The organism is Rummeliibacillus sp. GQ308 (assembly GCF_059759115.1).
Genome location: NZ_JCAXDQ010000001.1, coordinates 451620 through 464760 on the forward strand (window position 1 = coordinate 451620; position 13141 = coordinate 464760).

A 13141-nucleotide genomic window follows, 5' to 3' on the forward strand; every position below is an offset into this window, starting at 1 on the left:
GGTGTTACAAAATGATTGAAATGACAGGCATTGATAAAGCCTTTAACGGTAATGTCGTGTTAAAAGGCGTCAATTTTTCTCTCGAGGACGGAGAAATCCATGCGTTGATGGGTGAAAACGGAGCAGGTAAATCAACGCTAATGAAAATTTTGACAGGCATTTATGAACGGGATGCAGGCGTAATCAAAGTGAATGGACAAGAAGTCGACTTTAAATCTCCCAAAGAAGCAGAAGCACTAGGCATCGCCGTCATCCATCAAGAGCTTAATATTTTGCCAGATTTATCGGTTGCAGAAAACCTATTTTTAGGGAATGAGCAGACCCTTGGCAGAACAGGCATTTTAAAAACGAAAGAAATGAACAAAGAAGCTTCACGTATTTTAAGCCAATTAGGGCTCGATATAGATGTCAAAACGCCAGCTGGACAACTTTCTGTTGGGAAACAGCAGATTATTGAAATTGCTAAAGCAATTGAAACGAAGGCAAAGGTCATTATTATGGATGAACCGACGGCAGCTTTAACAGATCGTGAAATTCAAACACTATTTAAGACCATTCACAAGCTACAAGAACAAGGCGTTTCATTTGTTTATATTTCACATCGTATGGAAGAAATCTTTGCGATTTGCAATCGTATTACGATCCTACGTGATGGACAATATGTCGGTGTTCGAGTGATTAAAGAAACTACTTTCGATGAGATTGTCAAAATGATGGTTGGACGTGAGCTAGGTGAACGTTTTCCAGAACGCCATGCTGAAATAGGCGACGTCAAGCTTGAGGTGAAGGGTCTTACCAGAGATGGTTATTGTGAGGATATTAATTTCAAGCTACGTAAGGGTGAAGTCCTTGCCATCGCAGGATTAATGGGAGCTGGGCGTACAGAGGTAGCACAGGCCATCTTCGGATATCGCAAAATGGCAAAAGGAGAAATCTTCATTGACGGCAAGAAAGTAAAAATCACGAATCCGCTTCACGCTAAAAAACATGGCATTGGATATGTGACAGAGGACCGCAAATCGGAAGGTTTAGTCGTTGATTTCTCAATAAAAGACAATGTGTTGCTGACCAACCTAGACAAAGCTTCAAACATGGGTATCATCAATCGAGCAAAAGAAAAGAGTTTTGTAAGCGATTTAATCAAAAAGCTGGGGGTTCGTACATCAGGCCCAATGCAAACAGCCAAGTCTTTGAGTGGTGGGAACCAGCAAAAAGTGGTCATTGCTAAATGGTTAGGCGATGAACCGAAAATCTTGATCCTGGATGAGCCGACACGCGGAGTCGATATTGGGGCTAAAAAAGAAATCTATCAAATTATTAATAACCTTGCTGAGCAAGGTGTCGCAATCTTAATGATTTCCTCTGAACTACCAGAAGTAATCGGCATGGCAGATCGCGTGCTCGTTATGCATGAAGGAAAAGTTACAGGAGAAGTAACAAAGGAAAATATGACGCAAGAAAAAATTATGTATTATGCCACTGGAGGTGACAAAGTTGTCCAAATCTAAAGATTTAATTCAAAAACTCGGACCATTGCTAGGACTTCTTTTAATCATCATTATTATTTCATTTATGAGCCCTAGTTTTTTAACAGCTACAAATATTTTTAATGTTCTGCGTCAAGTATCCATCAGTGCCTTAATCGCATTTGGGATGACGTTTGTCATTTTAACAGGCGGAATCGATTTATCGGTCGGCTCGACATTAGCGCTGACAGGAGCTATTAGTGCAGGCTTACTTGCAGGTGGTATGAATCCACTTTTAGCTATGCTTATTGGTTTACTATTAGGTGCATTGCTTGGAGCTATCAATGGGGTTATTATCGCAAAAGGTAAAGTAGCACCATTTATCGCAACACTTGCCACTATGACTATTTTCCGAGGTCTAACACTTGTTTATACAGATGGTAAACCGGTCTCAGGTCTAGGTGATTCACAGGCATTCCAACTATTCGGGAAAGGGTATTTATTTGGAATCCCTGTGCCAGTAGTGACTATGATCGTGGCTTTCATTGTTCTTTACTTTATTTTAAAACAAACAACATTCGGCCGCAGAGTGTACGCAATTGGCGGTAACGAGGAAGCTTCCCGTTTGTCTGGCATTAATGTAGACCGCATCACCATCGCGGTATATGCACTAACAGGTATGCTTGCTGCATTGTCTGCTTTAATTCTTACTTCTCGTTTAAATTCAGCACAGCCGACAGCAGGCCAATCTTATGAATTAGATGCCATTGCGGCAGTTGTATTAGGCGGTACTTCTTTAACAGGCGGACGTGGCTGGATCTTCGGCACATTAGTCGGTGCACTAATTATCGGCGTATTAAATAATGGCTTAAACTTAATTGGCGTTTCATCCTTCTTCCAACAAGTCGTGAAGGGGATTGTCATTCTAATCGCAGTACTACTTGATCGTAAAAAAACAGCATAGGAGAGATAAAAATGAAAAAATTATCATGGACTCTAGCGTTATCAGCATCATTATTACTAGGAGCTTGCTCTATGTCACCAAATGGTGATGATTCAGCTTCAAAAGACTCGAAAAAATCAAATGACGATATGAAAATCGGTTTGTCTGTCTCAACTCTAAATAACCCATTCTTCGTTACATTATCAGATGGCGCGAAAAAAGAAGCGAAGAAAGAACATGTAAATTTAACAGTAGTAGATGCACAAGATAATGCATCGAAACAAGCTTCGGACGTAGAAGATTTAATTCAACAAGATGTAGACCTGATCATCATCAATCCAACTGACTCAGAAGCAGTAGCATCTGCAGTCGAATCAGCAAACGATGCAAAAATTCCAGTTATCACAGTTGACCGTTCATCAGACGGCGGTAAAGTTGTAGCTCATATCGCTTCCGATAACGTTGAAGGTGGAGAAATGGCAGGCGACTATTTGAAATCATTGATTGGCGATGGAGCGAAAGTAGCTGAGCTTGAAGGTGTAGCAGGTTCATCAGCAGCTCGCGATAGAGGAGAAGGCTTCCATAAAGTAGCAGATAAAGGCTTAGATGTAGTCAAAAAACAAACAGCTAACTTTAACCGCTCTGAAGGTCTAACAGTTATGGAAAATATCCTTCAATCTAACCCAGATATTAAAGGTGTATTCGCTCATAATGATGAAATGGCTTTAGGCGCACTAGAAGCAATTGAAGCTTCCGGCAAAAAAATCAAAGTAGTCGGCTTTGACGCTACTGATGATGCTGTAAAAGCTGTAAAATCAGGCAAGTTAGCAGCAACAATCGCACAACAACCAACAGAAATTGGCGAAATTGCTGTAGAAACAGCTGTTAAATCCCTAAAAGGTGAAAAAGTAGAGAAAAATATTCCAGTCGACTTAGAACTAATTAAGAAATAAGAGTAGCGTAGAAAATCACACTTCATTTGAAGTGTGATTTTTTTATTGGGAGGGGGAATTAGGATAAGTGTAAGAAAGAGGCAAGCGAGTGGCCGGAATGAGACTATGAGTGTCCCAAATAGGCTCGCGAGTGACCTCAAAAAGGGAGTGAGTGACCCAAATGAGCCTATGAGTGACCTCAATCAGGGCGAGTGTCCCGAATAAGTGGACGAGTGACCTCAAAAAGGGAGTGAGTGACCCGAATGAGACTATGAGTGACCACAATCAGAGCGAGTGTACCAAATAGGCTCCCGAGTGTCTCGAATAAGTGGACGAGTGACCTCAAAAAGGGAGTGAGTGACCCGAATGAGACTATGAGTGGCCTCAATCAGGGCGAGTGTCCCAAATAGGCTTCCGAGTGTCCCAAATAGGCTTCCGAGTGTCCCGAATAAGTGGACGAGTGTCCTCAAAAAGGGAGTGAGTGATCCGAATGAGTCTACGAGTGACCTCAATCAGGGCGAGTGTCCCAAATAGGCTCCCGAGTGTCCGGAATAAGTGGACGAGTGTCCTTAAAAAGGGAGTAAGTGACCCGAATAAGAACATGAGTGACCGGAATCAAGGTGAGTGATCCCAATGAGTCTACAAAGTGACCAAAATAAGTGGACGAGTGTCCTTAAAAAGGGAATGAGTGACCCGAATGAGCCTATGAGTGACCTCAATCAGGGCGAGTGTCCCGAATAGGCTCCCGAGTGTCCCGAATAAGTGGACGAGTGACCTCAAAAAGGGAGTGAGTGACCCGAATGAGCCTATGAGTGACCTCAATCAGAGCGAGTGTCCTTAAAAAGGGAGTGAGTGACCCGAATGAGTCTATGAGTGACCTCAATCAGAGCGAGTGTCCTTAAAAAGGGAGTGAGTGACCCGAATGACCCTACGAGTGACCGGAATCAAGGTGAGTGACCCGAATAAGTCCTCGAGTGCCCCTAATAAAGTCAACCTAAAAGCCAAGTGTAACCAATTCATAAATATCACCATTATCAAACTACTTTTAAAATAACTTGAAGTATATTTAAGGAGTGGTAATATAATGAATAAGTTAGGAGATGATAAACATTATAGAAGGTAGAACAAAATCATTACTCTTTACTGCATATCGACGGTTATTGATTCGCCTCAGTCAACATTCTTCGAAACGAGCTGAAATTGTTCGAGATTTTGAGAATATCAAGATTGGATTTAGCGGTGAAAAGAGAGTTGATCGGGCCATATTAGAGACACACTTTTCCAACATTCACTATATTTTGCCGAATGTAGAGTTAAGAGTATCGCAGAATAGGCAAATAGAGATTGATACACTCATCATAACGCGTAGTTTTATATGTATTTTGGAAGTTAAGAACTTAAAAGGTCATCTAAAGTTTAATGAAAATCCTTATTCGCTACATCAAAATTTAAATGGAAAAGTTTTTAGCTACCCATGCCCACAGATGCAAGTGAAGAGAGCTGGGGATAGTTTAAATTATTGGCTAAAACAACATTTTAACCTGGACCTTCCCATCCACAAGGCAATCATTTTGCCAAACGAGCATGTGTTACTCGAGACGCCCCCAACGCAAGAGAAACTGCTCGGTCTAAGAGAAATCCCTTTATATCTTCAATCCTTAGAACAACAACCCCACTTCATCTCTGCCCAACAATTATATGCCATCATATCTAAATTGAAAGAAGAGCAGCATCCGTATAACCATTTTCCTCTTTCAGAAAAATACCATATCCCCCTTAGTCATTTGCAAACTGGTATCATGTGTCAATGCGGCGGTAAAGGTATACGCCAAACCCAGAGGACGTGGCTTTGTAATCTATGTGAACAAACAATACCACAGGCAACAGAAAATGCATTGCTCGATTGGTTTTTACTTTTCAAATCTTCTATCACTCACGAGGAATGTAAAAAATACCTTCAAGATTGTTCACAAAAATCGATTACAAGATTAATTAGTAGGACAAGTCTCCTACAAAACGGGAATACCCGGTCGAGAAAATACATCTATCGATATAATCAGCCTCTTTTCAACAAATTACTTGAAAAATCCCCCAAATAAAGTTGCAATCTTTTACATTCCTATCTAAAATAAAAGAAAGAATGTGCAGTATATTCGCAGATTTTCTTGCTCTGTTTGAGACTCTCGTACAGGGCTTTCTTCATTTTCATTCTATGAATCTTGAAGAAGGATGCGATTAAAGGAGAAAAAAATATGATACTGAGGATAAACCCGTTTAGAGGGATTTTTACGCCCGCTGTTTATAGAGAAATGTTAGCGGAAGCAGAGCATTATAAACGTTATCGTCTTTCTATTATTTTATTATATCTGGCAAGTATTTTAATCTACATGGTGGGTAGCTCGCTTGGCATTGGGAGTGAATCCATCTCGAAGGAACTACCAACGCTCACAGATTCCGCCTTTGAAGCGAGAAAGCAACTTTTCTTAATAGGAAAGCTGCTGCAAGCCCTTATCATTCCAACCATCTTCTTGTATTTAAGCAGCTTATATTATGTGGCTTTTGCCAATGGACAGTTCCGCAAAATGATGATTATGCAAATGAATGTATTGGGACTTTTCCTTATTGAGAAACTCCTCCTTATTCCATTATTTTTGGGGCTAAATATTGGGTCTGCATCAAATGTTTTTTCATTTGGCGTCATCGCACAATATATCACTTCGAATGTGATTGCTATAGACTTTTTAAGTGAACTCACTTTATTCCGGTTAGCGATGTTCTTCTTATCATATTTCTATCTAACGAAGTTAATTGAAGGACGTAAGCAAACGCTATTCGTACTAAATGTGATACTATATGTGATTTATTGGATCTTTGCAGGTTTCATATCTTATATGAAGATAGAATTCTTTTTCTAAAGGAGATTGGAAAAATTGAAGAAGTGGAGCAAGTCGATTATTGCCGTATTGGCCATTGTGTTTGTTCTATGCAATGTGTATCTTCTTTTAAAAGAAAATAGCAAAGCTGAAAGAACAATTAATGTTCGAGACTGGACAAGAGTAGAAAAAGATAATGTAAAAAAATTATTTTATACAAAAGGTGTGACAGAGCCAGAGTCTGAAACGCATGTATATTTTGATAAACGCAAGGGTTCATTAGATAAAATCCTTGTAAAAGAGGGCGAAACGGTGACTGCTGGAACCCCGTTATTTGTGTATGATGCGCAAAAATTGGAGGATAAAAAAGCAGTATTAGAAGACCGGAAAGAACGGCTGCAAAGCGAGATGAGCAGTGTGGAAAATGAAATTACAGAATTGCAGCAAATTAAACAACAAGCTCCAGTGGATACAGCAAAAACCGAAACAGAAAACAAAAAAGTAAAAGTAGATGTAAATATAGATACCTCTCCAATTATTGATAGCAATGTACAACAAAAAATAGCCGCAGCTCAAACGGAAAAGAGCAAGCTAGAAGCAACTCTAACTGAAAACGATGCGAAACTATCTAGGATTGATGAGCAATTACAAGATTTAAATGTAGTGAGTCCAGTTGATGGGCAAGTAACAAATATTAACCCAGAACTGCAGGATCCTATGATTACAATTGCCTCTGCTAGTTCAGCGGTAAAGGGTAACTTGCCTGCAACGCGGGTGCACGAAGTTCAAGAAGGGCAAGCGGTTAAATTGTATTCACCACTGTTGGATCAGTATTATACAGGTGAAGTATCGCAAGTTATCGCTATTCCTGACTATAAAACAGCAAAAAAAGAACCTATGTATTCTTTTTTGGTTAAATTAGGAAAAGAAAGTGACAACAGTACAATAGAGGATACACCAACTGATGAGCCAACAGGAATCACAAGTGAAGCTGAAGAAAATACCACAGAAATAAGTGGCAACACGGATGCTGCGAAAAATTCAGACAAACAATCAAAGGTAAACCTAAATAACGAGGCGTCGACGGTAACTGAAAAAGAAAAACCGTTGTTACTTGGTACAAAAATGGATATGCAGGTAACATTAGCTGAAGCTCTTCAAGTGCCTGTGATTGCATCAAAGTCTATTGAAAAAGAAAATAAAAAGTATTATGTATACCAAATGACGAAAAATGGCATGGTCCGAAAACAACCGATTCAAATAGGTGTATCTTATAAGAAAAAAAATCAGGTTATCGAAGGCATTCTAACAAAGGATACGATCGTAACAAATGAACAAAACGTCAAAGTTTCTGATCCATCTCCGTTTATTACACCAAGTAAATCAGAGAATTTGAATAAAAAGGATATCAAAGCGTTGCCTTCTATTCAAAAGGCAAAATATATCCTTATCGGTCTTTTTGAATAATAGTAAACTGTAGGCGAGTCAAACCTCGTCTACAGTTTTTTTGTTTATGCATCTTTTGTCGATTGATGCTAGGTGACTATTTTGTCGTATAATGGCTTTTCCTTTTAAATAAACGAGAAGATCATAAGACAAATATGGATACTATTTGCTATGCAGGACCTCATCCTTTATAGATCTATCTTATTTATGCTATATTCGAAGAAAGGGAATAAATGGTGGTAGTGAAACATCTCATTTCCCCTTTATTATTTGAAAAAGGAGCGATAAATATGAAATCTCGATTAGAGCATTTTATTAATGGCGAATGGATTGCATCTACAGGAAGCGAAACAATTGATGTCATTAATCCTGCAACGGAGGAAGTAATTGGCCAAATCAGCAGTGGGACAGAGGAAGACCTAGATAAAGCTGTTGCTGCTGCACGGGAGGCTTTCCCTTCTTTTTCACAAACTTCAAAGCAAGAACGCATTGATTTACTGAACCGAATTGCGGATGAATATGAAAAACGCAAAGACGATATTATAGAAACAATCACACAAGAACTTGGTGCTCCGATAAAAATGAGTGAAAAAGTACACTACAATATGGGGCTTTCTCACTTTAGACAAGCAGCTAAAGAGCTTGAAGCTTTAGAGTTCACTGAAAAAAGAGGCTCCACTCTTATTACAAAAGAGGCGATCGGGGTGTCTGGGCTGATCACACCTTGGAATTTTCCAACTAACCAAACTTCTACAAAGCTTGCAAGTGCCTTTGCGGCAGGAAGTACAGTTGTTTTAAAACCTTCTGAGCTAACACCTTTTGCTGCAATTATATTGGCAGAAATCTTTGAAGCAGCAAATGTACCAAAAGGAGTATTTAACCTTGTAAACGGTACAGGTGAAGTTGTCGGAAATGGCATTAGCTCTCACCCTGATATCGACTTTGTTTCATTTACAGGTTCAGGGGCTGTCGGCCAAAAAATTACTGAAAATGGCGCAAAAACGATAAAAAAAGTGGCATTAGAACTTGGTGGGAAATCTCCTCTCATTGTTCTTGATGATTATGATGTGAAAAAAGCTGCAAAAATTGCAGTTGGCAATATTCTATCCAACTCAGGCCAAGTCTGTGCAGCTGCGACCCGTACGTTAATTCCACAATCAATGAAAGATGAGTTCATTGAGGCAGTTAAAGAGGTTCTTCCAGAATTCCCAGTTGGAGATCCGTATGACCGCAACACATACTTAGGGCCACTCGTATCTGAAAAACAATATAATCGAGTACAGGATTATATTAAAAAAGGGCAATCTGAAGGTGCCACACTTGTTGTCGGTGGTACGGGCAAACCTGAAGGATTAGACAAAGGCTATTATGTAAAGCCAACTGTTTTCGTGAATGTGAAAATTGATATGACTATAGCTCAAGAGGAGATCTTTGGTCCAGTGATGTCTATCCTAACCTATGAAACTCTTGATGAAGCCATTGAGATTGCGAACGATACGATTTTTGGATTAGCAGGTTATGTTGTCGGTGAAGATAAAGACACATTAATAAAAGTGGCTTCTTCTATCAGAGCAGGCCGCATCACGATAAACCAAGTACCAGCTGATTTTGCTGCTCCATTTGGCGGCTATAAGCAATCAGGTATCGGCCGAGAATGGGGCGCATACGGAATCGAAGAATACTTAGAAGTTAAATCGATTATCGGTATGCCATCATAATATAAAAAACATCCAAGTTCCATAATAGAACTTGGATGTTTTTTTACATCTCAATAAATATTTCATTCAATTTATTAAAGCCCATCACAATTCTTCCGCTATTCGTAATACTGATACCTTCAGGTTCTCTATCGGTGTTCAACCGTAGTTTCTGGCTTTGGCTTCCATCAGGATTCACTATCATATATTCGCCATTTGAAAGGATATAATATTTCCCCTTTCCATATGCAAAGCCTTGTACTTCCTTACCTGGGGTTGTTCCGACAAGACCATTAATGTGTACCTTTTCTCGCCAATCACGATCAGCTTCTTTTCCTTTTCCTAAATGAATCTTGTTGAGGTCATAACCATTGCCGGATTTAGAAACGCCAACTGCTGTATTTTTATCCAACATAGCAATAACATTGGGATGGATTGTCGACGGAACCAGCCATTTGCGTTCCACTTTAAATGTTTTTACATTGATTTTTTGCAATGTATACCGGCTTTGTCCGCGTATATCTGCTAATTGATATAAGTAGCCATCTTTATAGGCAATAGCTTGGCCATGTCCAATCGTGAGACGTTCACTTTTTTTCATCAGTTTCCCTTTAGAGCTATATTTATAAATATACCCGTACCGCGTTTTATCACCTGTTGAGTAGGTGAGATAATATTGTTGATGCTCATCGACTGTGATGCCTTGTAATCCCTTTGATTTTGAGCCCGTTACACCTGCTGGGTCTCTGTAGGGATAAAAAAGTGTCTTCGCTTTTAATTGCTTACTTAGCTGTAATGTATGAACTGGATTAGATTTGGCTGTAGCTGATACTTGCATAGCTAAAAGAGCAACTACTAAAAGTAGTAATAATCTCAGATTTTTCATCATGATTGAACTCCTTTTTGATAAATTATAGTTTAATTATCGGTTAGAAGTTTGATTTATTCACAAAAAAGCTCCTTCTGTTTGTAGCCAAACAATAGGAGCTTTTTTTATATACCCATTCCGCCATCTGCAGGCATTGGATCGATTTCTTCATTGTCGACATCAATTTTTTGAGAGTCATCCACAGGTTTTATAGGATTATCATGATTTTTTTCTATATACTTTATCAGTTTTGTCTCTTTCTCCTTATCTTCATGGAAGAGATTGTCTAATTGATTATCAATAAAATTCATTGATGTGGATAACACAAGTTTGACGTCATCGAATACAGAAGAAAGTGTGGCTGGGGCAGCGGCAAATAATTCAACACTATTTTTGTTCCAATCTAGAAACTTAGTTGATGATGTATTCAATGTATAATAAATGCCTGCTCCAAAAGATATGGCGCAAATAAGTGCTATACTGATTAGTTTTTTCAACATACATAATTCCACCTTTATAAACAATCGTTAGGATCATTATGGACAAAATTATACAAATTTAATCAATCAACAGGATAGAAATCGACAGCTCTCTAAAACCGGATAAATTGCACTTTTTGAAGAAACCTAAAAAAATAGGAGGTGATCTTTTGAGTTTAGACAATCATTCAAAAAAATCATTGGATTTTAAGAAAGTATACGATCAAAATTCGCAGGTTGAAGCCACAAGTGATGCAATCAAAACGATTGTAGGACAGTATGGCGGAACGATGACATCTGCCTATAGTCATCCAGTCGATTATGAGAAACCCCCTTTATTTTCATCCGGTGGTGTTAGTCAACATCAAGCTAAAGGAGAACCTGATCAACCTCAATCCACAGATGTGTGAATAAACAAAAATGAAAGGAGAGACAACAGATGAATAAAAAATATACTGAAGTGGGCACAGACATTGAGGAAGTAAAAAGGCAAAATGCGATGTCTGGACCATCTTACAATGAAATAAAAGAAATAGTAGCAAATCATGAATGGACAGATACACAATCGAATGGCAATATGATTGACCCAGAAACGCCAAAAAAGTATACATGGACTGGAACGGATATTGAGGAAGTCAAAAGGTTAAATGCCGCTTCTGGTCCTAGCTATAAAGAAATTTTTGACATGTTAGATGAAAAGTACAGCAACAGATAGGTTAAAGCCTCCGAACATTAACGGAGGCTTTTTCATATGCTTTTTAAAAAGTAAATATAAATTGTCCACATCAGACATATAGTGAAATATAGAAACGAAATGGAAGATTGGATGATGAATTATAGATAAATCCGTATTAATTATGGTTGTGATGCGCCTGTTTTCAGGAAGTCTTGAAATTATGGCCGCATTATTTATGTTTAGGTTCAACAATCTAGAGAAGGCGTTTTATATCAATACAATGCTAGCGTTAGTGGGACCTACTGTACTGATTATTACTACGGCCGTTGCCATGTTTGGGCTAGCAGATAAGATTTCTATGACGCGCATGATCTGCCTATTTGCTGGCGTTACGCTAATTCTTATCAGTATGAATGCCAAATGAATGATAAAAGAAGGACCGATTCAAGAGAATCTGGTCCTTTTTTATTCTGTCTTTGGTTCCAAGTTTTTATTTTTTGAACCAATCTCCTCCGCTTTAATCAATTTAACGACAAGCCATACTAAGATCAATCCTAATATGCTAGCGGTGATATAACTATGATTCAAATAGTTTTTCATTACAAGCGACATGACTGGTGGGCCAGCAGCAACGCCAATAAAGCGAGCAGCACTGTAAAAGGAGGTAACTGTACCGCGTTCTTCCTTTTTAATATTTTGAGTAATAATGGCATCTAGTACAGGCAGTAAGCAGCCTAGAGCAATGCTGGCAATACTTACAACGATCAAAAGGAAAACTAAATGATCCTCTAAAAAACCAATAAAAGCAATACTCGCAGAGGTGATGATTAGTGAAAACAAAATCAGCTTTTTCAATGCTTTAATTTCGCCCTTTGCTTTTTTACCCGTAATAAAGGAGGCGATACACAGCATCAATAACGGAATGGCCAAGATAAATCCTTTTTTCACACCTTTGATATCATGAGTGCTTTCCAGAACCTCAGACAGGAAAAACAACATGCCAAATAGCACAAGCATGACATATATACCGCTTAAAAAGACAACAGACAGCCACTTACCTTCTCTTGAAAATGTTTCTTTAACGTTGGATACAAATTCTTTGAAGGCGACAGGCTCGTCCTTTTCCTTGGGGACTTTAATGAAGAAGAATATTAAAATGATGGAAATTAAACTGAAGAAAGAAATCGAGAAGAAGGGTAAAAACCACAGAAAAGCAGCAAAAATGGAACCCAATATAGGACTTAGCACTTTACCGAATGTATTAGATGTTTCAATAATGCCAAGGCTGGATGTAGCCTTTTCTTCATCGCCATTAAAAAGATCTCCAACAAGAGGAATAACGATAGGCATGGCCCCCGCTGCGCCTATACCTTGAAGGACTCGTCCAATAATAATCATGGTGTAGGGGCTATCCAGCTTCCATGAGGCGATGGCTGATATTAATCCGCCGATCAGAGCTAAAATTAAACATGGCAAAATAACGATTTTTCGTCCAAATCGATCCGATAAATAACCAGCTACTGGGATAAACAGAATGGCTGCAATAGAGTAGCTGGTAATAATCATACTTGATTGGAAGGAAGAAATATCAACTTTCTTTTCTAAAATCGGCAATACAGGAATTAACATCGAATTGCCGAGCGTCATGACTAGAGGGATGGAAGCTAAGCTGAATATCGCCCAAAAACCTACCTTCACATCATCTTTTTCCGTATTCCCCATGAAAACACCTCAATTTTATTTGTTAGAGGTAGGTTTTCC

The 13141-nt window shown here is 38.8% G+C and carries 13 protein-coding genes; 10 read left to right on the forward strand and 3 right to left on the reverse strand.

The window, feature by feature from the left end; translation table 11 throughout:
• Positions 1–11 precede the first annotated feature (11 nt).
• The 7 genes from AC6CHJ_RS02135 (at position 12) to AC6CHJ_RS02165 (ending at position 9378) form a co-directional block, all read left to right on the forward strand.
• Entirely contained in the window at positions 12–1508 is a 1497-nt protein-coding gene (locus AC6CHJ_RS02135) for a sugar ABC transporter ATP-binding protein (RefSeq protein WP_498287148.1), read from the forward strand.
• Positions 1474–2430: a ribose ABC transporter permease gene (gene rbsC, locus AC6CHJ_RS02140; RefSeq protein ID WP_221297946.1), complete on the forward strand. Its 957-nt coding sequence runs from the start codon at positions 1474–1476 to the stop codon at positions 2428–2430. Before AC6CHJ_RS02135 ends, rbsC begins: the two co-directional genes overlap by 35 nt.
• A gap of 11 nt (positions 2431–2441) precedes the next feature.
• Positions 2442–3362, forward strand: a complete 921-nt coding sequence (rbsB, locus tag AC6CHJ_RS02145) for a ribose ABC transporter substrate-binding protein RbsB (RefSeq protein ID WP_498287149.1) — start codon at positions 2442–2444, stop codon at positions 3360–3362.
• Between the two features lie 1079 nt (positions 3363–4441).
• On the forward strand, positions 4442–5440 hold the full coding sequence (locus AC6CHJ_RS02150; RefSeq protein WP_498287150.1) for a nuclease-related domain-containing protein: 999 nt from the start codon (positions 4442–4444) through the stop codon (positions 5438–5440).
• Positions 5441–5593: 153 nt separating this feature from the next.
• Complete coding sequence (locus tag AC6CHJ_RS02155; RefSeq protein ID WP_498287151.1) at positions 5594–6256, forward strand: hypothetical protein; 663 nt, start codon at positions 5594–5596, stop codon at positions 6254–6256.
• 15 nt (positions 6257–6271) lie between these two features.
• Positions 6272–7681, forward strand: coding sequence for an efflux RND transporter periplasmic adaptor subunit (locus tag AC6CHJ_RS02160; protein WP_498287152.1), 1410 nt, complete (start codon positions 6272–6274; stop codon positions 7679–7681).
• A 269-nt stretch (positions 7682–7950) separates the two neighbouring features.
• Entirely contained in the window at positions 7951–9378 is a 1428-nt protein-coding gene (locus AC6CHJ_RS02165; protein WP_498287153.1) for an aldehyde dehydrogenase family protein, read from the forward strand.
• Positions 9379–9421: 43 nt separating this feature from the next.
• On the opposite strand, the gene AC6CHJ_RS02170 is transcribed toward AC6CHJ_RS02165, so the two are convergent.
• The gene (locus tag AC6CHJ_RS02170) at positions 9422–10246 is read right to left on the reverse strand and encodes a hypothetical protein (RefSeq protein WP_249775457.1); all 825 of its coding nucleotides are present in this window, start codon (positions 10244–10246) and stop codon (positions 9422–9424) included.
• 104 nt (positions 10247–10350) lie between these two features.
• Positions 10351–10725 (reverse strand): hypothetical protein, encoded by a 375-nt coding sequence (locus AC6CHJ_RS02175; RefSeq protein WP_249775458.1) that lies wholly within the window; start codon positions 10723–10725, stop codon positions 10351–10353.
• A 149-nt stretch (positions 10726–10874) separates the two neighbouring features.
• Between AC6CHJ_RS02175 and AC6CHJ_RS02180 the strand changes: the two genes are divergently transcribed.
• The 3 genes from AC6CHJ_RS02180 (at position 10875) to AC6CHJ_RS02190 (ending at position 11804) form a co-directional block, all read left to right on the forward strand.
• Positions 10875–11114, forward strand: coding sequence for a hypothetical protein (locus AC6CHJ_RS02180; protein WP_150283637.1), 240 nt, complete (start codon positions 10875–10877; stop codon positions 11112–11114).
• A gap of 29 nt (positions 11115–11143) precedes the next feature.
• Positions 11144–11419, forward strand: coding sequence for a hypothetical protein (locus AC6CHJ_RS02185; RefSeq protein ID WP_147194895.1), 276 nt, complete (start codon positions 11144–11146; stop codon positions 11417–11419).
• 118 nt (positions 11420–11537) lie between these two features.
• A complete protein-coding gene (locus tag AC6CHJ_RS02190; RefSeq protein ID WP_371859438.1) occupies positions 11538–11804 on the forward strand; it encodes a YqhV family protein in 267 nt (88 codons plus the stop codon).
• A gap of 41 nt (positions 11805–11845) precedes the next feature.
• On the opposite strand, the gene AC6CHJ_RS02195 is transcribed toward AC6CHJ_RS02190, so the two are convergent.
• Entirely contained in the window at positions 11846–13102 is a 1257-nt protein-coding gene (locus AC6CHJ_RS02195) for an MFS transporter (protein ID WP_498287154.1), read from the reverse strand.
• Between the last annotated feature and the right edge of the window lie 39 nt (positions 13103–13141).

Coding starts and splice junctions, on each gene's coding strand:
- AC6CHJ_RS02150 (WP_498287150.1), top strand. CDS start 4,442: ATGATAAACATTATAGAAGGTAGAACAAAATCATTACTCTTTACTGCA.
- AC6CHJ_RS02185 (WP_147194895.1), top strand. CDS start 11,144: ATGAATAAAAAATATACTGAAGTGGGCACAGACATTGAGGAAGTAAAA.
- AC6CHJ_RS02135 (WP_498287148.1), top strand. CDS start 12: ATGATTGAAATGACAGGCATTGATAAAGCCTTTAACGGTAATGTCGTG.
- rbsB (WP_498287149.1), top strand. CDS start 2,442: ATGAAAAAATTATCATGGACTCTAGCGTTATCAGCATCATTATTACTA.
- AC6CHJ_RS02165 (WP_498287153.1), top strand. CDS start 7,951: ATGAAATCTCGATTAGAGCATTTTATTAATGGCGAATGGATTGCATCT.
- AC6CHJ_RS02155 (WP_498287151.1), top strand. CDS start 5,594: ATGATACTGAGGATAAACCCGTTTAGAGGGATTTTTACGCCCGCTGTT.
- rbsC (WP_221297946.1), top strand. CDS start 1,474: ATGCCACTGGAGGTGACAAAGTTGTCCAAATCTAAAGATTTAATTCAA.
- AC6CHJ_RS02170 (WP_249775457.1), bottom strand. CDS start 10,246: ATGATGAAAAATCTGAGATTATTACTACTTTTAGTAGTTGCTCTTTTA.
- AC6CHJ_RS02195 (WP_498287154.1), bottom strand. CDS start 13,102: ATGGGGAATACGGAAAAAGATGATGTGAAGGTAGGTTTTTGGGCGATA.
- AC6CHJ_RS02175 (WP_249775458.1), bottom strand. CDS start 10,725: ATGTTGAAAAAACTAATCAGTATAGCACTTATTTGCGCCATATCTTTT.